At 41.4% G+C, this 20,776-nt stretch carries 18 protein-coding genes; all 18 read right to left on the bottom strand.

Translation table 11 applies throughout. The features are described from left to right. Window positions 1-153: 153 nt before the first annotated feature. The 18 genes from thrS to mdh all read right to left on the bottom strand — a co-directional run bounded on the left by thrS (window position 154) and on the right by mdh (window position 20,730). Window positions 154-2,085, bottom strand: a complete 1,932-nt coding sequence (gene thrS, locus CE058_RS09505; protein ID WP_163142236.1) for a threonine--tRNA ligase — start codon at window positions 2,083-2,085, stop codon at window positions 154-156. Between the two features lie 469 nt (window positions 2,086-2,554). Further along, the gene (ytxC, locus tag CE058_RS09510; protein WP_048008388.1) at window positions 2,555-3,439 is read right to left on the bottom strand and encodes a putative sporulation protein YtxC; all 885 of its coding nucleotides are present in this window, start codon (window positions 3,437-3,439) and stop codon (window positions 2,555-2,557) included. A gap of 202 nt (window positions 3,440-3,641) precedes the next feature. Beyond that, window positions 3,642-4,571 carry a primosomal protein DnaI gene (gene dnaI / locus CE058_RS09515; protein WP_048008387.1) on the bottom strand — a complete coding sequence of 310 codons (930 nt, stop codon included), beginning with the start codon at window positions 4,569-4,571 and terminating at the stop codon, window positions 3,642-3,644. Then, window positions 4,571-6,001 carry a replication initiation and membrane attachment family protein gene (locus CE058_RS09520; RefSeq protein ID WP_048008386.1) on the bottom strand — a complete coding sequence of 477 codons (1,431 nt, stop codon included), beginning with the start codon at window positions 5,999-6,001 and terminating at the stop codon, window positions 4,571-4,573. The genes dnaI and CE058_RS09520 overlap by 1 nt, the downstream gene beginning before the upstream one ends. A 140-nt stretch (window positions 6,002-6,141) precedes the next feature. Continuing rightward, entirely contained in the window at window positions 6,142-6,603 is a 462-nt protein-coding gene (gene nrdR / locus CE058_RS09525) for a transcriptional regulator NrdR (protein ID WP_048008385.1), read from the bottom strand. 102 nt (window positions 6,604-6,705) lie between these two features. Beyond that, window positions 6,706-7,110, bottom strand: coding sequence for a hypothetical protein (locus CE058_RS09530; protein WP_163142239.1), 405 nt, complete (start codon window positions 7,108-7,110; stop codon window positions 6,706-6,708). 133 nt (window positions 7,111-7,243) lie between these two features. After that, a complete protein-coding gene (gene speD / locus CE058_RS09535) occupies window positions 7,244-7,618 on the bottom strand; it encodes an adenosylmethionine decarboxylase (RefSeq protein ID WP_048008383.1) in 375 nt (124 codons plus the stop codon). A 323-nt stretch (window positions 7,619-7,941) separates the two neighbouring features. Further along, window positions 7,942-8,973: a glyceraldehyde-3-phosphate dehydrogenase gene (locus tag CE058_RS09540; protein WP_048008382.1), complete on the bottom strand. Its 1,032-nt coding sequence runs from the start codon at window positions 8,971-8,973 to the stop codon at window positions 7,942-7,944. A 246-nt stretch (window positions 8,974-9,219) separates the two neighbouring features. Next, on the bottom strand, window positions 9,220-9,819 hold the full coding sequence (gene coaE, locus CE058_RS09545; protein ID WP_048008381.1) for a dephospho-CoA kinase: 600 nt from the start codon (window positions 9,817-9,819) through the stop codon (window positions 9,220-9,222). Window positions 9,820-9,843: 24 nt separating this feature from the next. Continuing rightward, complete coding sequence (gene ytaF / locus CE058_RS09550) at window positions 9,844-10,479, bottom strand: sporulation membrane protein YtaF (protein WP_048008380.1); 636 nt, start codon at window positions 10,477-10,479, stop codon at window positions 9,844-9,846. Between the two features lie 94 nt (window positions 10,480-10,573). Continuing rightward, window positions 10,574-11,401, bottom strand: coding sequence for a DNA-formamidopyrimidine glycosylase (gene mutM / locus CE058_RS09555; RefSeq protein WP_048008379.1), 828 nt, complete (start codon window positions 11,399-11,401; stop codon window positions 10,574-10,576). A 51-nt stretch (window positions 11,402-11,452) separates the two neighbouring features. Beyond that, window positions 11,453-14,086, bottom strand: a complete 2,634-nt coding sequence (gene polA / locus CE058_RS09560; protein ID WP_163142242.1) for a DNA polymerase I — start codon at window positions 14,084-14,086, stop codon at window positions 11,453-11,455. Between the two features lie 200 nt (window positions 14,087-14,286). Beyond that, a complete protein-coding gene (gene hflC, locus CE058_RS09565; RefSeq protein WP_163142245.1) occupies window positions 14,287-15,219 on the bottom strand; it encodes a protease modulator HflC in 933 nt (310 codons plus the stop codon). Then, window positions 15,212-16,177, bottom strand: a complete 966-nt coding sequence (gene hflK / locus CE058_RS09570; protein WP_048008376.1) for an FtsH protease activity modulator HflK — start codon at window positions 16,175-16,177, stop codon at window positions 15,212-15,214. The genes hflC and hflK overlap by 8 nt, the downstream gene beginning before the upstream one ends. Before the next feature lie 263 nt (window positions 16,178-16,440). Then, a complete protein-coding gene (gene pnpS / locus CE058_RS09575) occupies window positions 16,441-18,201 on the bottom strand; it encodes a two-component system histidine kinase PnpS (RefSeq protein ID WP_048008375.1) in 1,761 nt (586 codons plus the stop codon). After that, window positions 18,198-18,914, bottom strand: a complete 717-nt coding sequence (locus tag CE058_RS09580; protein WP_048008374.1) for a response regulator transcription factor — start codon at window positions 18,912-18,914, stop codon at window positions 18,198-18,200. Before CE058_RS09580 ends, pnpS begins: the two co-directional genes overlap by 4 nt. Before the next feature lie 213 nt (window positions 18,915-19,127). Then, entirely contained in the window at window positions 19,128-19,604 is a 477-nt protein-coding gene (locus CE058_RS09585) for a MaoC/PaaZ C-terminal domain-containing protein (protein ID WP_048008373.1), read from the bottom strand. 184 nt (window positions 19,605-19,788) lie between these two features. Beyond that, window positions 19,789-20,730 (bottom strand): malate dehydrogenase, encoded by a 942-nt coding sequence (gene mdh, locus CE058_RS09590; protein WP_048008372.1) that lies wholly within the window; start codon window positions 20,728-20,730, stop codon window positions 19,789-19,791. Window positions 20,731-20,776: the final 46 nt, after the last annotated feature.

Below are 20,776 nucleotides of genomic sequence, written 5' to 3' on the forward strand. Positions count from 1 at the left end.
CTTGCCGTCGCGCATGCAGAGGCTTAGTTGAACCAATCGGGTTCGTAGTGTCGATTGATCGAAGCGCTAGCGGAGATCTTAGCGACACTAGAACGCGACTAACAATCAGTGGGGATAAGGACCCCCCCCACTGATTGAAGTTTCACTATATTATTATCGTTTAACTTCAGCTTTTAGTGCTGAAATGAAGTCCTCAAATGAAACAGTTTCTGAATTTTGCTCTCCATATTTGCGGACATTGACAGCTTTTTCAGCTGCTTCATTGTCTCCAACAACAAGCATGTATGGAGTTTTTTGCATTTGCGCTTCACGGATCTTATATCCGATTTTTTCATTGCGGTCATCCAGCCCAACGCGGAAACCCTCAGCCTGAAGCTGCTCCTGGACGTTTTTCGCATAATCAAAGTGAATATCAGGAGATACCGGAATGACCTGGACTTGAACTGGGGCGAGCCAAGTTGGGAACGCACCCTTGTACTCCTCAATCAGGAATGCCACAAAACGCTCCATAGTGGAAACTACTCCGCGGTGGATAACGACCGGACGATGAGGCTTTCCATCTTCCCCTACATATGTCAGGTCAAATCGTTCTGGAAGCAGGAAGTCCAGCTGGACAGTGGATAGTGTCTCATCCTTGCCAAGCGCAGTTTTAACTTGTACATCCAATTTAGGACCGTAGAAAGCAGCTTCGCCTTCTGCCTCAAAATAATCGAGGCCGATTTCATCCATCGCTTCTTTAAGCATTGCTTGTGCTTTTTCCCACATTTCATCGTCATCAAAGTACTTCTCAGTATCCTGCGGATCTCTGTAGGAAAGACGGAATGAGTAGTCACTGATATCGAAGTCTTTATATACTTCGAGGATCAAATGTACTACGCGCTTAAACTCTTCCTTGATCTGGTCAGGTCTTACAAAGATATGTGCATCATTCAAAGTCATGCCTCGTACACGCTGAAGGCCGGATAGGGCTCCTGACATTTCATAGCGGTGCATTGTTCCAAGCTCTGCAATACGGATTGGCAGTTCGCGGTAGCTGTGGATGCCATTCTTATAGATCATCATATGATGCGGGCAGTTCATTGGACGCAGAACAAGCTGTTCGTTATCCATCTCCATTACAGGGAACATGTCTTCCTGGTAATGATCCCAGTGGCCGGATGTTTTATAAAGATCCACGCTTCCCATGATTGGAGTATAGACATGGTCATAGCCCAGTCTTTCTTCCTTATCCACGATATAGCGCTCGATATTGCGGCGGATTGCCGCCCCTTTTGGAAGCCACATTGGCAGGCCCTGGCCTACTTTTTGCGAATTCATGAACAGGTTAAGCTCTTTGCCGATTTTACGGTGGTCACGCTCTTTTGCTTCCTCAAGGAGACGCAAATGCTCTGCCAGGTCTTCTTTCTTGAAGAAAGCTGTTCCATAGATCCGCTGAAGCATCTTATTGTCACTGTCGCCTCTCCAATACGCTCCGGCAATGCTTAATAGTTTGAACTCTTTCAATTTGCCTGTAGAAGGAACATGAACACCGCGGCAAAGGTCAAAAAATTCGCCCTGCTCATAGATTGTCACAGTTTCATCTTCTGGAATAGCCTCGATCAGTTCAAGCTTATATTCGTCATCTATTTCCTTGAATATCTCAACCGCTTCATTGCGGCTGACCTCTTTGCGGACAATATCAAGGTTTTCATTAATAATCTTTTTCATTTCTTTTTCAATCACTGGAAGATCTTCTGGTGAAAGTGATTCTTCCAGGTCGATGTCATAATAAAATCCGCCTTCAATGACTGGTCCTACTCCAAGCTTTACATTTTTATATAAACGCTTGATCGCCTGAGCCATCAAATGGGCAGTGCTGTGGCGAAGAACCTCCAGCGCATCGCTTGAGTCCGGTGTTACAATTTCAATAGCTCCATCCTTTTCGATTGGACGGCGAAAATCATACATTTCTCCATCCAGCTTGCCGGCAATTGCCTTTTTCTTAAGGCCTGGGCTGATCGAAGCTGCAATATCTTCTGTTGTCGTTCCCTTTGGAAACTCCTTTACAGCTCCATCTGGAAACGAAACTTTAACAACTTCTGACATGATATTTCCTCCCTTTTTTATAAAGCGCAAGCGCCTCGATCAGCCCCGACAAGCACAAGGCGAGCCTCCTAAAAAGGCGTTCTTTCCTTTTTTGGAGGATTGACTTGTGACCTCGAGGGGCTAGGCGCTGGAGCTGGATTCAGATTTTGCTCCTAAAACGCGTTTTACACTAAAAATAAAAATAAAAAAACCCGTCCCTAAAAAAGGGACGAGTTAATATTAACACGCGGTTCCACCCTACTTCTCGCTTTCATAGAAGACAAACGACTCTGTAGTAAGATAACGGTCTTTTCCCGCCAGCCCATTTCCTGGCTGGAGTTCAGAGGCGGTAAGCATTCAGATCGTGTTAGGAAGGTTTCAGCCTTGCCTTCCCTCTCTTTAAACCGTATTAGAATACCCGTATCCTCATCGCAACTTTTGCTTGATTATTGTAATATGTACGTTATTATAGTTTGTTATTTCAGGAAAATCAAGGGTATCTTTTACATTTTTCATCATCGGCATAAGAATGGACGTTTTGATAATGATAAAAAGCTGCAAGAGGGCTTAATTGAAGCCTTTCTTCAAAAATATTGCGGATTGTTCTGACCAGCGGCTGGTCAAAATCATCTGAATAGAGATAAATAGCTGAAGGCGCTATAGAGAGCAGCGGCGCAATTGTAACAGAATCCACATATACAGGATGATTGGATAATAGCTTGCGGTCAATCATCCTTATGAGCTCTCCGCGTTTAATTTCACACAATTGATCATCATAAAAATAAACACCTTCATCCATAAGGACATGGATCGTATTCATTTTTGGCTGCTTGCCTGACAGGAAATCTCTCAATGTATGAATAAACATCTGATATTCCTGTTCCATTTTGTACTCATCGATGGAGACTTCCACATACTTGGTCATTTCATTCATAAGCGGGCGCATCCGGAATTTTACGAATGAATCAAAAGAAAAGGAAATGTTATTTTGAAACAACTGATCAATTGCGCTTTTTAAGCTTTCTTTTACATCCAGTCCACTGACAAACGCAGCAAGATCCTCACGGCTTCCTTCCAGGATAGAGTGAATAATTTCAAGGATCTGCTGCTGCTCGCCTTCATCATCATAATAATAATGCTCCATCAATATCCGTTTAAACCAATCATCCTGCTTCTGGTTCACGATAAATTGAAAGAATGCTGTTTTAACAGTATTCAGGACATTGCCGCTATTTCCAGCAGAAACTCTGACTATATGTTGATCTTCAAAATGAAGAATATTATTATCACATTGACAAAAAGACTGCAGCTGTTCAAAAAGATGCTCATAGAAATTCCTCGCATCTGTGCTGCTCTGGAAAATGATTTCGATCAACCAAATCCCCCCTTTATACAAATCTCTGTTCTATGTATATGGCGGACTTGGCCAATTTAGAAGTGGGGTTTGGTCTTTAATGTATTAAACGATGGTATTCACGGTATGTTCATTTAGAACAAATTGTTGTTTTTCGCCTATTAATTTTGTCCGTTGATGCTTGTGAAAAAAGCTGCCGATGTTTTTATCGGCAGCTTTCAGATTATACTCTCCTGTTCGGTCCTTCTACAAGCACCGGTTCAGCAAGATATTTAATGCGTTCCATGATTCTTCTTGCCTTCATTTTCTCTTCCTCGCCGCGCTGGCTGTAGGATAGATGATGTTCAAGGCCCTGGAGGTCGAAATTGGAAGTGAAGAAGGTTGGAAGGCTTTCCTGCATGCGAAACTGCAGAATCGGCCCTAAAATCTCATCCCTTGTCCAGCTGGACATGGTTTCTGCACCAATGTCATCAAACATTAAAACAGGTGCTTTTTTAATGGTTTCCATCTTGCTGTTCAAAGTCTGATCACCAATTGAATTTTTCAATTCCCTGAATAATTCTGGAACATAGACAATCATGGAGGATACTTTCCGGCTTGCAAGCTTATTGGCAATAGCACCAAGCAAATAAGATTTGCCTACACCGAATTTCCCATAAAAATAGATCCCTTTTTGCTTGGACCCCGGCTGGTAGTCCATTACAAAAGATGCTGCTTTATCCACAGCCTCAATGCGGTCGTCATCATCATATATCGAATCAAAAGTGGCATGAAGGATATCAGATGGCACATATAAACTCTGAATTAATTTTTCATTTCTCCGCTTTTCATCGTGCATGATCTTGCGCGGGCACTTATCATACTTCAGATCGATTGATCCTCTTTGAATCACCAGTTCCGGATGATAACCCTGCATAAAATTCACACAGCCCTCCAAGCTTGGACATTTATTGCACTCCTTGCTCTGCTGTGTATATTCAAAGAGCTTGCTAAGACTCTTTTCAACCATTTCAGATGTCAATTCATCCCGATGAGTTTGGATAAAAGTCTTCACTTCAGGGTGATTAAGCGTTTGGTTTCTCATCATTTCATATCTTTTTTGAAAACCTTCATTGCCTGAAAGGCGCCTTAATGTTTCGTTAATTTTTTTCATTAATCAGTCACCTCCTGAGATCGCAGTTTTTTTAATTTTTCTTTAAGTTCCCTTTTTTTCAATTCCCGCTCATACTGTTCCTTTTCGCTGTTTTGCTGCTGGGCTTGTTCCTTCTTGGCGGCTTCGCTGCTATTTTCATCAAACCAGTCCGGAAGCATCTCTGTCCTGATCGGCTTCCTTTTGTTCCCCGCTGGGCCTGCTGTTTTCTTTCCTTCTGCCCAATCAAGGTATTGGCGATGTTCTTTTTTAGCTAATTCAATAGCTTCCTGGGGTGTTTTAATCTTCTTTCTTGCCCAGTGGCCTGCTATTTTTTCTACGTAGCCTTTGGTCAGCTTCATATCTGTTTTGAGCATAACATATTGAATCAGCACATTAATTACCCCGGGTAAAAGCTTTTGCTGGAACATGACATCTTCTATAATCTGCAGATCGCCTTTCGAAGGTTCCGCTCCTCCGGATATATCTTTTAAAAGCTGCCTTGGTGAGGTAATTTCCAAATAACGGATCAATTCTTCTTCCTGTGTTTCAGGCTGTTTTTTTTGAGATTGATGGCTGGCAGGCTGAACCCTGTCAATCAGGGATGGCAGCATATCCTGGTTTTGGAATTGATACCAATCACGTGCCGATTTTCTTAATTCATCAATGTTTATCTCATTATCTTCATTCACGGCGCTAATGACAATATTTTTCATCTGGATAGGGTCGATTCCATATAAAAAAGCAAGATTGCTGATTGATTCTTTTACTTTAACTGTAAGGGCTTTTTTTGGTACAAGCGATTCATTCAGCCCTGCCTGAAGCAATTCAAAATTAAAATCTTCACTGCCGATTTGAATGCCTTCCTGCTCCCGCCTTCCAATATACCCTGCCTCATCTGTTTCATTCATCAGCTGTATCACTTCATCGTCAAACGAACCAGGGTGCCCGGATTGAAATACATCCTGGAAAGCCTTCGTTACTTCCTTATACCCTCTTGCCGGCTGCACCTTCTGATCCGAGAAGAAGCGCTTCAGTCTCATAAATTGATTTTTGCCCAACTTCTTATAAAGATAGATATTGAGCATACCGTCAAGGAAGAATTGTTCAGGTGTCAGCGGTGGAAGAAGTTCGTAAATGAATGACCTTGTCTCTTCATCCTTGTTAACATATACCTTTAAAAGTCCTATTCCTTCAAGCTTGAGACGGGCTTCATAAATATCCTTAAGCCCCATCCCCATGAAATTCATTAAACTATGGTGTGAATTTGAAGATGACCATAGCCGGTTTTCTTCAAGCTCTGCCCATAAAGTCATATACAAACTGAAGCACACAGAGCCAATGAGCGGCTGGTATAACAGTGTCAGCACTTTCCGGTCATAATCATGCAAAAGCCCGCTGGCTGCTACTGTATATCGATCAATGGGGAGCATCTCCTGCCAATGCTGGGCCATGGTGTTCACCTTTTTCTATTTAAATTTTTTATTAGGCTGTTCATCAAAAGCATATCCAGCAAAAAAAAGAGCCAAAGAAAAACCTTCAGCCCATCAGCCTAATTCATCAAAAATCAGCGTCAGCGGCAAAACTGACCTGATTATGATTGTTCTTTTTTAATTAGTTCCTTGAGTTCATCAATAAACACATTGATATCTTTAAATTGCCTGTATACTGATGCGAAACGGACATATGCGACCTCGTCCACATTTGCGAGCCTGTCCATGACCATTTCGCCAATTTCATCGCTTTTTATTTCAGAGACACCATTGCTGCGGAGTTCTTTCTCCACTTCAAAAGTAATGTCCTCCAGATCTTTAAGGGCTACCGGCCTCTTTTCACATGCTTTAATAAGGCCTCTCAGAATTTTTTCCCGGCTGAATTCCTCTCTCGTACCTTCTTTTTTCACAACGATTAACGGAATTTCTTCCACTTTCTCAAAAGTCGTAAACCGGTATCCGCATTTCTCGCATTCCCTTCTGCGGCGGATGGATCGGCTGTCATCCACAGGACGGGAATCGAGCACACGGGTATTATTGTTTTGGCATGAAGGGCATCTCATACAATCAGCTCCGAATTTTTTTATAAGTTGGCTTTAGACTAATTACCGAATATTATTTGATACTCTTATCTTATAAAAAAGGAGTTGACAGTACAAGTACAACTATTTATCTGCGTTTCTTGCAGAACCGAGAAAATCATGCCGTTTATTTAACTTTTCATATATCGAAAGTACTTCTCTTTTAAGAAATGGATGCACACCTGCCGGTGAGGACTGCTCAGTTGAAATATTGATATCTACAGCTGTTTCAAAAGGCTTGACAGTCACGACTGTCACAATGGCAAAACAGGATTTGTCTTTTTTAAGTTCTGCTGCAATCTCGCCGTGTTCTTTGGAAATGCTGAGAATGTTTACATTATGATCTGCTCTGAATAACTCTTCAATCGTCTGCAGCATTTGTGCTGTATTGGTTCTATAGTATCTTGTAGTGAGCTCAGGGTCAGAGTGATTTTCGTTTGTTTCACACTGCTTTTTATAGCGGCTGGCAAGCTGCCTAAAAATTGACATTCTCTTTCCTCCATATATTTTTTGTATCCTTATTGTACTATTTTTTATAGAGATACTAAAGGCAATGGATTTTAGGCAAAATAAAAAGAGGTGTATTAGATACACCTCTGGATTGCCTAAGAGTCATTCTGTATTAAAGTACTTGAGCTTGTTTAACTTGAACTGGACCCATACCGCGAGGAATTTCGATATTCTCACGCGTTTGAGCTCCTAACGCTTCTGCAATAAAGTCTGCAGCAATGTTAGGGTCAAGATCTCCACACGTATACACATCAATGCTGGCATAGCCATGCTCCGGGAAGCTGTGAATAGTTAAATGAGATTCAGAGATGATCACCACTCCGCTTACACCCTGTGGCGCAAATTTATGAAATGCAACCTCGCGAATTTCAGCACCAGATTTTAATGCAGCATTTACGAATGTCTGCTCAATAAAATCCATATCATTTAACTTTTCAAAATCGCATCCCCAAAGTTCTGAGATTACGTGACGACCCATAGTTTCCATATTCAAATTTCCCCCTTTAAACTTTTAAGCTATTAATTAATGAAATTCCAGATTTATACTGGTCTATAACTACCACGGGGGAAAGTTAGTCCAGAGAGGTCCTAACCCTTTAAGTAGCTACCATACCAAAACCTCGAAGAAGTTCACGAGGATTAGTATACTTTGTTTAATTTCTTTTTGCAACACATTGTTTTACATTTTTTTTGGCAAAATTTCTGAAGAATTTTCCTTCTCAGGATTTAGTTTTGTCCAATAAAAGGAGCCTGCCGGGGAATGGCAGGCTTTAAGGGTATGGGTAGTTTTATATTAAAAGAGATTGGCAATTATCCAACTTTTACGGCAGATGCCTGAAAAAGTTCCTGTGCAACATATTTTGTCAAGTCTACGACACGGCAAGAATAGCCCCACTCATTATCGTACCAGGCAAGCACTTTCACTTTGCTGGTGCCGATTACCATTGTAGATAATCCATCAATGATGGCAGAGTGTTCATTTGTGTTGAAATCGATTGACACTAACGGTTCGTCAGTAATATCCAGGATACCATGCAGCGATCCTTGTGAAGCTGTAGCAAATGCCGCATTCACTTCTTCAATTGTAACGTCCCGCTTTAAGTCTACCACGAGATCCACTAAGGAAACGTTAGGAGTCGGCACACGCAGTGCCATACCATGCAATTTGCCCTTTAAATGAGGCAATACCAGTGACAAAGCTTTGGCAGCACCAGTGGAAGTCGGGATGATCGACTGTCCGCAGGCACGTGCACGGCGTAAATCCTTATGCGGGTTATCAATATTCTTTTGATCGTTTGTATATGCATGAACTGTTGTCATAAGTCCGTTTTCAATGCCAAATTGTTCATCAAGGACTTTTGCAACAGGTGCAAGGCAGTTTGTTGTACAGGATGCATTTGAAATAATATCATGTTCTTCGATTTTTAATGCGCTTTCATTTACGCCCATAACAATAGTCACATCTTCATTTTTTCCAGGAGCAGTAAGTATGACCTTTTTAGCTCCGGCATCAAGATGAAGAGCCGCTTTATCACGGGAATTAAACTTTCCTGTAGCTTCAATAACGATATCGATATTCATTTCTTTCCAGGGAAGTTCTTCAGGATTCCGGCTGCTGACAAGCTGAACCCTTTTACCGTTCACAACAATAGCATTGTCTTCCGGAACAACGCTTCCCTCGAATGGTCCATGGTTGGTATCATATTTAATTAAGTGTGCCAAAGTTTCAGCCGGATAGCTTGCATTTATGGCAGCCACTTCAAGATTTTCATCAAGGATGGCTTTTCTAAAAACCATACGTCCAATTCTTCCAAAACCATTAATCGCTATTTTCGCCTTCATGTTACGGCCCCTTCCGCATTAGTGTTATACTTTTTATTACCCTAAGATGTAATTAGTATAACATATTGAAGATCATTTGTGATGAATAAAATGCGGATTTTTTAATGTTCAACAATTCAGAAATATCAGCCCATGCACTTTCTGCTTTTTATATGGTAATGGTCTATCTTACAGTCGCATGGCTGATTATTTTTGTCATACTAATTAGGCTTTAAGCACATCAAAAAAGAGCCTATCAAAGGCTCCTCAGACAGCATTCCATTTTTTAAAAATACCCCACAATTGTTTTTCTGTTTCTTCAATTGTGCCATTATTATCAATTACAGCATCGGCCAATGCCTTCTTATCTTTTAAAGGCATCTGGGATTGAATTCTTGCCATCGCTTCTTTTTCGGATAGCTGATTTCTTTGCATCAGCCTTTGCAGCTGTATATCTTCATCTGCATATACTAATAAGGTTTTGTCGCACATGTATTGTAATTTACTTTCAAATAAAAGCGGGATATCAAGAATAATCAGCTGTTCCTTACGGCTGATAGCTTGTTCCTTCTTGGCTGTCATTCTTTTGCGGACGGCAGGATGTACAATGCTATTTAAGGCTTTCCGCTCTGTTTCATTATGAAATATAATGGAGCCCAGTTCTGCACGATCAATTGAACCGTCCTTGAGAAGAACTCTTTCCCCAAAATGACGGAGAATTTCCTGATAAGCTTCCTCACCTTTTTCAACAGCTAACCTCGCTTCTATATCCGCGTCTATTACAGTGTACCCTTTTTTAATTAGGAGAGATGAAACGGTGCTTTTCCCGCTTGCAATCCCGCCTGTCAAACCTACAGTCAGTGACATAGTGAGTTCCTTTCTAATAAAATGCTAGATTTTCAGAATCCCAATTACGATCAAAATAATGCCTGGAATGAATGAGAACTTATGGACCCATCCGCTTTTTGAGAAAACAGCCCCCACCTGCATTCCCATAAACACAAACAGAGAGCTCATAACGGCGACCGTCATTGCCAGGTAGTAAGGTGAGTACCCCAGCATAGCTGCACCGATCCCCGCTCCGAAAGCATCAAGTGATAGGGCGAGCCCAAGCAATAGTGCTTCAATTCCTGTGATGGCACCGGATTTGTCAAAATCGGCGGACATGGGCTTTTTCAGAATATTAATGACAAGCCCAAGAGATTTGATTTCCAGATTTACAATTGTCTTTTCATGCGGGAGGACATCCTTCACCTTTTCCGGCCTGAAAAATTGATATAGAACCCAGGCACCGAGAAAAATCAGAATGACTCCTCCTAAACTTTCAGCTAAAGCCGGGGACAAAAAGGCTTCTATTAAATGGCCGATTGTCATGGCGGCCATTAATGTGAGAGCTGAACAGCAAGCGATTATACTGATCGATTTAAATGGTATGCTCATTTTCCTTAAACCATAGGTTAAACCGACACTGAAACTGTCAAGACTGACAGCAAAAGCAAGTATCAAAAGTGAGAATATATGCGCCATAGAATAGAGCTCCTCCCTGTCAATCGCTACGATAGTATATGGAAGAAGCCCATCCAATGTTATTCGAAACGCAATTTAGCTCTATTCCGGATTATTATTTTCTCTGGCAAGCCGGACAGAATACTGTACCCCTGCCCCCGGTTACGATCCGCTCAAGTGTGCTTCCGCACACTTTGCAACCTTCCCCTTTTCTCCCATAAACAAAAAGCTCAAGCTGGAACATGCCAATTTGTCCCTGGGAATTAACATAGGAGCGAATGGTGCTTCCTCCTTTATCTACCGCTTCTCTCAGGGTATCTCCAATTTCTTTGTGAAGTGTCTCCAATTCGCTTCTTGTTAAGCTATTTGCCGCTCTTTCAGGATGAATTCGAGAACGGAATAAAGCTTCATCCACATATATATTGCCAAGCCCTACGATCGTTTTCTGATCTAGAAGCGCAGTTTTGACATGGCGGGAGGTCCGGGCAAGCCGGGCAGCAAGGTCGTCCACCGTAAATTCTTCTGCAAATGGTTCCGGTCCCAAATGTGCCAGAGGAAGTGCCTTAAGTTCTTCACCCTTTGCATATAGGTGCATCGTTCCAAATTTACGAACATCTTTGTATCTGAGTTCAGTGCCATCTGTAAAATGAAAAATGACATGAGTGTGTTTTTCAGCAGGTTCTTCTTTGGAGTAAAGGCCGTATCTGCCCTCCATTCTCAGGTGGGACACAAGTGCATAGTCAAAGGTGTAGAGGATTAGGAATTTCCCTCTCCTGCCAATGTCCTGAAAGGTTTGGCCTGCTAAAGCATCCTCGAATTGAGCAAGCTCTTCGGGATGCTTAACCATCTTAGGCCAGAAAACCGAAACATGTGAAATGGTTTTGCCGATCACCAATTGCTGCAATGTTCTTCTGACCGTTTCAACTTCAGGAAGTTCCGGCATGGTTATTCCTCCTTTGTCATGAATTTTCTGCATTCAAAAAACAATGTACTATTATTTCGCATCAAACCATGTTGGGCCATAGGAATAATCCACTTTGAGCGGAACTTTCAATTCTACTGTATTTTCCATTACGTCCGGCACGATTTTTTTGAGTTTCTCTATTTCATCCTCAGGTGCTTCAAAGATTAGTTCATCGTGAACTGACAGCAGAAGCCGTGCTTTGAGTTCTTCTTTTCTTAAGCGGTCAGCCATGTCAATCATGGCTTTTTTAATAATATCTGCTGCACTTCCCTGAATTGGAGTGTTCATAGCTGTCCGCTCTGCAAAACTTCGCAGGTTGAAGTTTCGGCTAGTGATTTCTGGCAGATATCTTCTTCTGTGAAGAAGCGTCGAGACAAAACCTTTCTGTTTTGCTTCATGGATAATATCATCCATGTACTGCTTAACACCAGGATAGCTCTCAAGATACCGGTCAATAAATTTTCCGGCTTCTTTCCGTGTGATTCCGAGGCTCTGGGAAAGGCCATAATCACTGATTCCGTAGACTATTCCGAAGTTAACGGCCTTTGCATGGCGCCGCATATTGGACGTAACTTCATCGGCTTTTACATGGAATACTTCCATTGCCGTTTTGGTATGGATATCCATATCTTCATTAAAGGCTTCAATCAGCTTTTCATCATCTGCAATATGAGCCAGTACTCTCAGTTCAATCTGCGAATAGTCTGCAGCAAAGATAGCCCATCCCGGTTCTGAAGGAACAAATGCCTGCCTGATTTTTCGCCCTTCTTCCAGCCGGATTGGAATATTTTGCAGATTTGGATCAGTTGAGCTTAATCTTCCTGTCTGGGTAAGTGCCTGATTAAACCTGGTGTGGACTTTACCTGTTTCATTGTTAACTACCTTCAGCAGGCCTTCAATATAAGTGGACTGAAGCTTGCCAAGCTGGCGGTAGTGCAGGATGTCCCGGATTATTTCATGGTCGTTCTCAAGTTTTTCAAGTACATCCGCCGAAGTGGAATAGCCTGTCTTCGTTTTTTTAATGACTGGCAGCCCTAATTTTTCAAAAAGAATTACACCGAGCTGTTTAGGAGAATTGATATTAAAAGCTTCCCCGGCAAGCTCATGTATCCGCTTTTCAATTTCATCCAATTTGGAGAGCAGGTCTTGTCCCATTGTCCTCAAGCGTCCTAAATCCACTTTAACTCCAGTTGACTCCATATCTGCTAATATTAAAGAAAGTGGCATTTCCAGGTCATAAAACAGCTCAGATTGCTGGTTTTCCTTTAAATCACTATCAAGCTTTTCCCTCAATGTCATCAAAGCTGCTGCTTTTCTTGCCAAATGTCCGCCAAGTTCTTTTTCTTCCGGAATCCGCCTTTTTGCTCCTTTGCCGTAGAAAGCTTCATCAGATTGAATCGCATGATAGCCATGATTTTTTGCTATAGATGCTATATCCTCAATACTCTGAGATGGGTTAATAATATATGAAGCAATATAGAGATCAAAGTCTGCTCCCTTTAGATGAATCCCATGATGCCGGAGTGACACTTCAGATCTTTTGGCATCATACACTGTCTTCTTTTTCGTTTCATCTTCAGCCCATCTTTTAAAAACATCTGATACTAAAGCCTTATCTTTGGAGAAGTAGAAATTCCCTTTATCATTTGCAACGGAAAAACCAATGATGTCTGCATAATGGTAATTATCCTCTAGAAGCTCAACATAAAATGCATTTTCATCAGAAAACATATCTTCTTTAATTTCGTCTGCTATGATAAATTCAATTTCATCCAGTTTCTCTTCGATTGCTTCAGTGTCCCCGCTGATTTTTTCCAGCAGCGAATTAAAGCCAAGTTCTTTAAAGATGCTTATAACTTTTTCTTTTTCAAAACCTTCATATTCAATGTCTTCAATTTTGATTTCAACGGGAGCTTCCCTCGTGATAGTAGCAAGTTCTTTGCTCATTAAAGCTTGATCCCTGAATTCTTCCAGCTTTTCTTTCAGTTTTTTTCCGCTCACCTCATCAACAGACTCCAAGAGCTCTTCAAGGGTTCCAAACTCTTTCAGCAATTTAAGGGCTGTTTTTTCGCCCACTCCCGGCACACCCGGAATATTATCTGAACTATCCCCCATCAGGCCTTTCATATCAATAATCCTGTCAGGTGTGATTCCGTATTTCTCTTCTATATGAGCTGGCGTGTATTCTTCAATATCTGTAATTCCTTTGCGGGTGATACTGACTGTGACAGAATCGGAACTTAACTGTGTTAAATCCTTATCCCCTGATATAACTTTAACTTCATAGCCATCTTTTTCGGCATGGAGGGATAGTGTTCCAATGATATCATCCGCTTCATAATTTTCCAGTTCATATCTGGAGATTCCATAAGCATCAAGAAGCTCTCTTATATAAGGAAACTGCTCTGATAGCTCAGGTGGAGTTTTCTGCCGGCCGCCTTTATACTCGCTAAAGGTTTCATGGCGGAATGTTGTTTTTCCGGCATCGAACGCCACAAGGAGATGAGTCGGTTTTTCATCCTCCAGAATCCTCTGCAGCATCATGGTGAATCCGTAGACAGCATTGGTATGTATTCCTTTATCATTGTTTAAGAGCGGCAAAGCAAAAAATGCCCGATAAGCAATGCTGTTGCCGTCTATCAGAACAAGCTTTTTTTTATCCAACTAATATCTCCTCCTTATTAAGAAAAGCGGAAGCGCCTTGTCCACCCCCGACACCTCGAGGGGGCAGGCACTGCAGCTAGACAGTTGTCTAACTTGAAAAGCACAAGTGCCCTTGCCACAATAAATAAGCCGTTATTTTCCTTTATTCTATCATGAGCAGATAGAGAAAGAAAAATAACGGCTTTCCATTTAAATGCTATCTAATTAGTATTCCCCATCAGCAGACGGGCATACGGTGAATCAGAAGGCAGAACAATTACAGTCTCGCCATTGATAGTCTTTTTATAGGATTCAAGTGTGCGGAATAAGGAATAGAATTCAGGATCTTTTGAGAAGGCTTCATTGTAGACCTTCGCGGCTCCCGCTTCCCCTTCTGCCCGAATGACTTCAGCATCTGCCTGGGCCTTCGCAAGCATTTCCCTGACGGTCCTGTCTGTTTCAGCAATAATAACATTCTTCTGGGCATCACCCCTGGACAGATATTCCTGGGCTGTCGACTGGCGCTCGGAAATCATCCTTGTATACACAGACTGTTCATTTTCAGCCGGTAGATCAGTCCGTTTAATGCGAACATCTGTTACTGCGATTCCATAATTATCATTTGCAAGCAGCTCATTCACTTTTGTGGTGATTTGATCATTCAATGATCCTCGTGAAGATTTTTCATCATTGATGATTTCTTCATAATTCAGCCGACCCAGTTCGGAGCGGGTCACGGAGTAGATGAACTCTTCCATTCTGGCCTCCGCTCCCTCCAATGTTCTGGCGTTTGAGATCATTTTCTTGGGATCATCAATCTTCCAGACTGCATAGTTATCGATAATCATGACTTTTTTGTCCTTTGTATTGATTTCAGCTTCAGACACGTCATAAGTCATTTGATATCTTGGAAGCGTAGAGACACTTTGGATGAATGGTATTTTATACGCTAATCCAGGTTCACTCTCAATCCTGACCACCTCTCCAAATTGACGGATAACCTTGTATTCCCCTTCCTTTACAATAAACAGGTTGCTGAACAATATCCCTAGTCCTGCAATGATGAGCACCAGGATGATTCCTAGTTTGGTATAGCTTCTCCACTTGAAATTTCCGCCCCGTTCATTGATATTCACAATATTTTGATCACTCATTATCCGTGCCTCCCTCCTCTTTCGGTTTGGCCTGTTCTTTCTCCAGAGGCCTGATCGGGAAATACTTCATAGTGTTTCCATCGTCATTCATAATGTAAATCTCTGCACCTGGAAGAACTTGCTCAAGCGTTTCAATGACAAGACGCTCTCTTGTTATATCAGGATTATTTTTATATTCCCCATACAATTTATTAAAGACTGCTACATCTCCACGTGCTCTTTCGAGACGGGCTGCCTTTTCCCCATTCGCTTTAGAGATAAGGGCTTTCTTCTCACCTTCTGCTTCATTCATTCTCTGATTCTTATATTTATCTGCTTCATTTTTTTTAGTATTTGCAGTTTCCCTCGCATCGGTTACATCCGTAAAAGCTTTTCTTACATCATCATTCGGCAGCTCGACATCCTGGAGTTTTACTGCAAGAATTGATATGCCAATATCATATTTGCCAATTAAAGAGGTTAGGAGCTCTCTGACATCCGCTTCGATATCTGCTTTACCTGAAGTCAGCGCGTCATCTATCTTCGATCCTCCGATAATACTTCTTAAGGATGAGGAAGTAGCATCATATAGAATTTCTTCCGGCTCTTCAGCATTATAAAGGTATTTTTCCGGATCAGTAATTTTCCACTGTACAACCAGATCTGCAAGAACGATATTTTCATCCCCGGTTATCATCTTTGTCTCATCGGGAAAATCCTTTATTTCCCCACCTTTTTCTTCATATCCAAACTGCAGCGAAAAGGTTTCCTTCGAAAGCTTCTCAACGCTTTGGACAGGCCACGGCAATTTAAAGTGAAGTCCCGGCTCCGTAATGCCTTCCTCAACCTTTCCAAATGTTAAAATGACTGCCTGATCCGATTCATCCACGGTATACCATGTTGTAAAGGCAACTATACTTAAAATAACAATTGCGATAATTAGGCCTGCGATTGTATAAATCCGCTTTAAGCTGATCATTTCTCTCTCCCCTTCCTTGCACTTTCTATATCTTTTCATACGATTTATTTACGTAAAGGTTTCATAAATATGACAAAAGTTAAGGAAAGAAGGAAAGTCGATGAAAGTGAAAAAGGCGAAAGCGGGGTCAGCTTTCACCTTTTTCTATGGCTCCTTGGATGAAGGGGTTTAACAATTATGATTTTATCAGCGGAATGTAAAGGGAGCATAAATCTCCTGTAAAAATAATGTAAAGTTAATTCTGCCGCTTCATCCATCTTTTTCTATATTTTTTTCGGAAGTTCAATAATAAAGGCGGTGCCTTTGCCGACCTCGCTTTTTACCGAGATGGTTCCTTTATGTGCTTCAACGAGATGCTTTACAATTGCAAGCCCCAGCCCTGTTCCGCCGGAGTTCCTGCTTCTGGCTTTATCAACCCGATAAAAACGTTCAAAGATACGCGGAATTTCTCCGGCTTCAATTCCAATCCCTGTATCCCTTATTTCGGTTAGAACTGTTCTGTCTGAATCTGCAGACGAAATATAGACGACCCCCTGATTTGGCGTATAAGAAATTGCATTTGATATGATATTTATAAACACTTGCTTAAGCCGGTGAACATCACCTTCAATATATACAGGTTTCTCCTCTCTCTTATATTCCAAAACGATTTCCTTTTCCGCTGCTTTCCCTTTCATGATGGCTACCACATCTTCGAGCACATCAGCCAGATCCAGCTGCTGAATGGACAAGCTAAAGCCTTGCTTTTCGATTTTCGACAGATCCAGTAATTCCTGAATAAGAGATTGCAGACGATCACTTTCCTTCAAAATGATATTGAGAAAATCATTAAGAGTCTGTTTGTTTTCCATTGCACCATCCAAGAGAGTTTCAGAGAAGCCCTTTATAGAGGTAATAGGTGTTTTCAATTCATGAGAAACATTCGCTACAAAATCCTTCCTCATCTGCTCAAGCTTCTTCAGTTCTGTAATATCATGAAAAACAAGCAGTATCCCTTTCCATTCATCATTCGTGCCGATAATCGGAACTCCATATACTTCAAAATAACGTCTTTCGATATTGACGGGAATAATGAGCTGCTTTTTTACTTTCTGCTCGGTCATAAAAATTTCTTCAACCACTTCGGTAATACCTTTGTGTTCTATCACTTCATAATAGAGCTTGTAAAGGTATTCGGAAGGATTTACATTGAAAACCTCTTTATATGGCCGGTTCACTAAATTAATATAGCCTCTGCTGTCAATAAGAATCAAACCGCTTCCCATGTTTTCAATAAGAGCACCCAGTCTGTCCTGCTGCATTTCCTGGGATTTCACCATTTCCTGAAGATTCCTCGCCAGTACATTGATAGACTTACTCAGCATACCAGTTTCATCTTCCTGATCTTCATATGTTCTTGCCCGATAGTTTCCCTTAGTAAGTTCAATCGCAACCTGTGTTGCTGACTCAATAGGCTTTGTATACCGGGCCGTAATTCTTGACCCGAGCAGAATAATCAAAAATAAAGACAGACCAAGACTGACAGCTAATATCCACCAAATCTGCTGATAGGCCTTTTGGAATTCAGCAAGCTTCGTGCTCAAGAAAATATAGCCTTCCTTCTCGCCATTTATCATGACAGGCTGCCAATAATAGTGCAGATTAAACCCTCCGGCCACTTCCCATCCTGATTCATATACAGATTTCTTTTTTAATACTTCTACTATGATTTCCTGGTGCCTGCTTTGTGATGTCTCACTTTTCACGCTGCTATCCATTAATATTCTGCCCTTGCTATCAGTAGCAGTTACACGCACATCAAGTATGTCACCCAGCTCATTGATACTCTCAATAGTAATGGATCCAATGCCTCCATTGCCCTCAATATAGCTCGCCGCCATTTCAGTCTCTTTTTGCAGACGTGCATCAAATGTATTTAAATAATAGCTTTTAAAAAGCTGGCCTAAAAGTAGGCCTAATGCAACTAAAACAACCAGAATTAAAGAAAGCAATGCGAAAAGCAGGCGGGTGCGAAAGGTTGTCATTCTCCTTTAGGCTCCTCCAATTTGTAGCCCAGTCCGCGAATGGTCTTAATATATACAGGTTTTTTGGTGTTTGCTTCAATTTTCTCTCTTAAATGGCTAATATGTACATCAACGATTCTCGTGTCTCCTGCAAAATCATAATTCCAGACTGCACTAAGCAGCTGATCCCTTGTAAGGACACGGCTCTTATTCTTGGCAAGATATAATAACAATTCAAATTCCTTCGGAGTTAATTCAAGAAGTTCTTCTTCAAAATAGGCTTCATAATGCTGTGGAAAGATCTTAAGGCCGCCAATTTTAAAAGAATCTCCATCTTCTGCTTTCTCCTCGGCAGCCTCAGGCACAAATTGTGTTCTCCGTAAGATAGCTTTAACTCTGGCAACCACTTCCCGTGGGCTGAAAGGTTTTGTCATGTAATCATCTGCACCCAGTTCAAGACCAAGAACCTTATCAAATTCATCATCCTTGGCCGTCAGCATTAAAATAGGCGTCGCTATTTTCTGCTGTCTAAGCTGTTTGCATACTTCTATGCCATCAAGCTTTGGCAGCATAAGATCAAGTACAATAAGATCCGGCTTTTCAGAAATGGCCAAATCTTTGCCCTCCTGGCCATCCATGGCTGTAATTACTTCATAGCCTGCCTGCTGCAGGTTGTATTGAAGTAAAGTTACGATAGATTGTTCGTCATCTACAACTAGAATTTTCTTATCCATACGATCCTCCGAGTGAATGAATTACCCCTGTTTGAACTTCAGCTGATTGATTGTCAGCGATTTTAAAAAAAAGCAGGTATCCCTCCTGCCTATCAACCCCTATTTGCCACATATCTTTATTATAATATATTTCATGATGTTTTTCGGGTCAATTGCTGGAAAGGATGGATTTCATAAAAAAAAGATGTGCATATGCTGCACATCTTTTGACTATCAGAAATTGTCCAAAGCATTTCCATCCATTGGCTGAGGCTTGTATGGCGGGCATACAAGGAGCTGTCCATTAATAACTGTCTGGTCCTCTTCATTTGTTCCCTGTACTTTAATTTGCACGGTATGATTTGAGGTGTTCACTTCTATTACTTCAAATAAAAATTGAACCGTACCATAATGATAGACAGGCTTTGAGTACTCGATGTCCTGTTTTAAAACATGGCTTCCAGGGCCCGGCAAATATTTTGATATGGCAGAATTTATGATGCCATTCAGCATAACACTTGGTACAATTGGTTTTTTATAAGGTGTTTGTGAAGCATAATCATGCTGAATATATAAAGGGTTTGCATCGTTTGTCAGGCCCAGATACAGCAATAGGTCCTTGTCTTCTATTTTTTCTGTCAGCGTCAATTTTTCGCCTACAGATATTTCTTCAATGGTTCTTCCCAATTTTCTTTTCTTTCCAAGCAGCATAGCTAAGCACCTCCGAGTGTTGTAACCGTTTACATAATCACTGTAAAAAAATAGACTGCTCAATATTTTAAATTATTCAGTCTATTTTCTATATGATATCATTTTATACTATTTCCCAAAAGGGCTTCCAGTAAAAAAATCCGGGTAAATTTCCCCGGATTTTCTTCACATAGATTAGAACATCCTAGTAAGCTAATACTTCCATTACCTTGCGAACTGAATCTGCCGACTTATCAAGGGCAGCTTTTTCTTCACTTGTCAGTTCAAGCTCTATTACTTTTTCGATTCCGTTTGCTCCAAGGATTGCAGGCACACCCAGATAGATTCCTTCGTAGCCATATTCTCCTTCAAGGTAAGCAATGGAAGGCAGTACGCGGCGCTGATCTTTAAGGATAGCTTCACACATTTCCACTAGGGAAGCAGCTGGAGCATAGTAGGCACTTCCGTTCCCTAATAAGTTGACGATCTCTCCTCCGCCTTTGCGTGTACGCTCGACAATGGCATCTAGACGATCTTTTGAAATTAATGATTCTAAAGGAATGCCGCCAGCATATGAATAGCGGACTAGCGGAACCATGTCATCACCATGTCCGCCAAGTACAAATCCTGTAATGTCTTTAACAGACAAATTCAGTTCCTGCGCGACAAATGTCCGGAAGCGAGCTGTGTCAAGAACACCTGACTGCCCAATTACACGGTTTTTAGGGAAGCCTGATTCCTTGAAAACTGTATAAGTCATCGCATCCACTGGATTAGTCAGCACAACAATATAGCTATTTGGAGAATGTTTTGCAATCTCCTGCGCTACACTTTTCATAATCTTCTGGTTCGTTTGTACAAGGTCATCACGGCTCATGCCCGGCTTCCGTGCAATACCTGCTGTAATAACTACAATGTCAGAGTCTTGTGTATCTTCATAGTTTGAAGTACCTGTGATATTCGAATCGAATCCCTGAACAGGACTTGCTTCAAGCATATCAAGAGCTTTTCCCTTTGTAGGGTTTTCCATTTGCGGAATATCGACCAGCACGACATCACCAAGTTCCTTCTGAGCCAGTAAGAATGCAGTTGTTGCTCCAGTAAATCCTCCACCGATTACAGAAATCTTTTTGCGTTTCAATGACATGAGCAGTTCCTCCTTTTGGAAATGAAAGTTTCAGGATTTGCATCCT

It is taken from the genome of Bacillus sp. 22-7, assembly GCF_010628845.1.
Taxonomy (GTDB): Bacteria; Bacillota; Bacilli; order Bacillales; family Cytobacillaceae; genus Cytobacillus; species Cytobacillus firmus_B.

Coding starts and splice junctions, on each gene's coding strand:
- thrS (WP_163142236.1), bottom strand. CDS start 2,085: ATGTCAGAAGTTGTTAAAGTTTCGTTTCCAGATGGAGCTGTAAAGGAG.
- CE058_RS09580 (WP_048008374.1), bottom strand. CDS start 18,914: ATGGATAAGAAAATTCTAGTTGTAGATGACGAACAATCTATCGTAACT.
- CE058_RS09530 (WP_163142239.1), bottom strand. CDS start 7,110: ATGTCAATTTTTAGGCAGCTTGCCAGCCGCTATAAAAAGCAGTGTGAA.
- CE058_RS09585 (WP_048008373.1), bottom strand. CDS start 19,604: ATGCTGCTTGGAAAGAAAAGAAAATTGGGAAGAACCATTGAAGAAATA.
- hflK (WP_048008376.1), bottom strand. CDS start 16,177: ATGATCAGCTTAAAGCGGATTTATACAATCGCAGGCCTAATTATCGCA.
- CE058_RS09540 (WP_048008382.1), bottom strand. CDS start 8,973: ATGAAGGCGAAAATAGCGATTAATGGTTTTGGAAGAATTGGACGTATG.
- dnaI (WP_048008387.1), bottom strand. CDS start 4,571: ATGAAAAAAATTAACGAAACATTAAGGCGCCTTTCAGGCAATGAAGGT.
- ytaF (WP_048008380.1), bottom strand. CDS start 10,479: ATGGCGCATATATTCTCACTTTTGATACTTGCTTTTGCTGTCAGTCTT.
- pnpS (WP_048008375.1), bottom strand. CDS start 18,201: ATGACAACCTTTCGCACCCGCCTGCTTTTCGCATTGCTTTCTTTAATT.
- mdh (WP_048008372.1), bottom strand. CDS start 20,730: ATGTCATTGAAACGCAAAAAGATTTCTGTAATCGGTGGAGGATTTACT.
- hflC (WP_163142245.1), bottom strand. CDS start 15,219: ATGAGTGATCAAAATATTGTGAATATCAATGAACGGGGCGGAAATTTC.
- mutM (WP_048008379.1), bottom strand. CDS start 11,401: ATGCCGGAACTTCCTGAAGTTGAAACGGTCAGAAGAACATTGCAGCAA.
- speD (WP_048008383.1), bottom strand. CDS start 7,618: ATGGAAACTATGGGTCGTCACGTAATCTCAGAACTTTGGGGATGCGAT.
- coaE (WP_048008381.1), bottom strand. CDS start 9,819: ATGTCACTGACTGTAGGTTTGACAGGCGGGATTGCAAGCGGGAAAAGC.
- nrdR (WP_048008385.1), bottom strand. CDS start 6,603: ATGAGATGCCCTTCATGCCAAAACAATAATACCCGTGTGCTCGATTCC.
- CE058_RS09520 (WP_048008386.1), bottom strand. CDS start 6,001: ATGGCCCAGCATTGGCAGGAGATGCTCCCCATTGATCGATATACAGTA.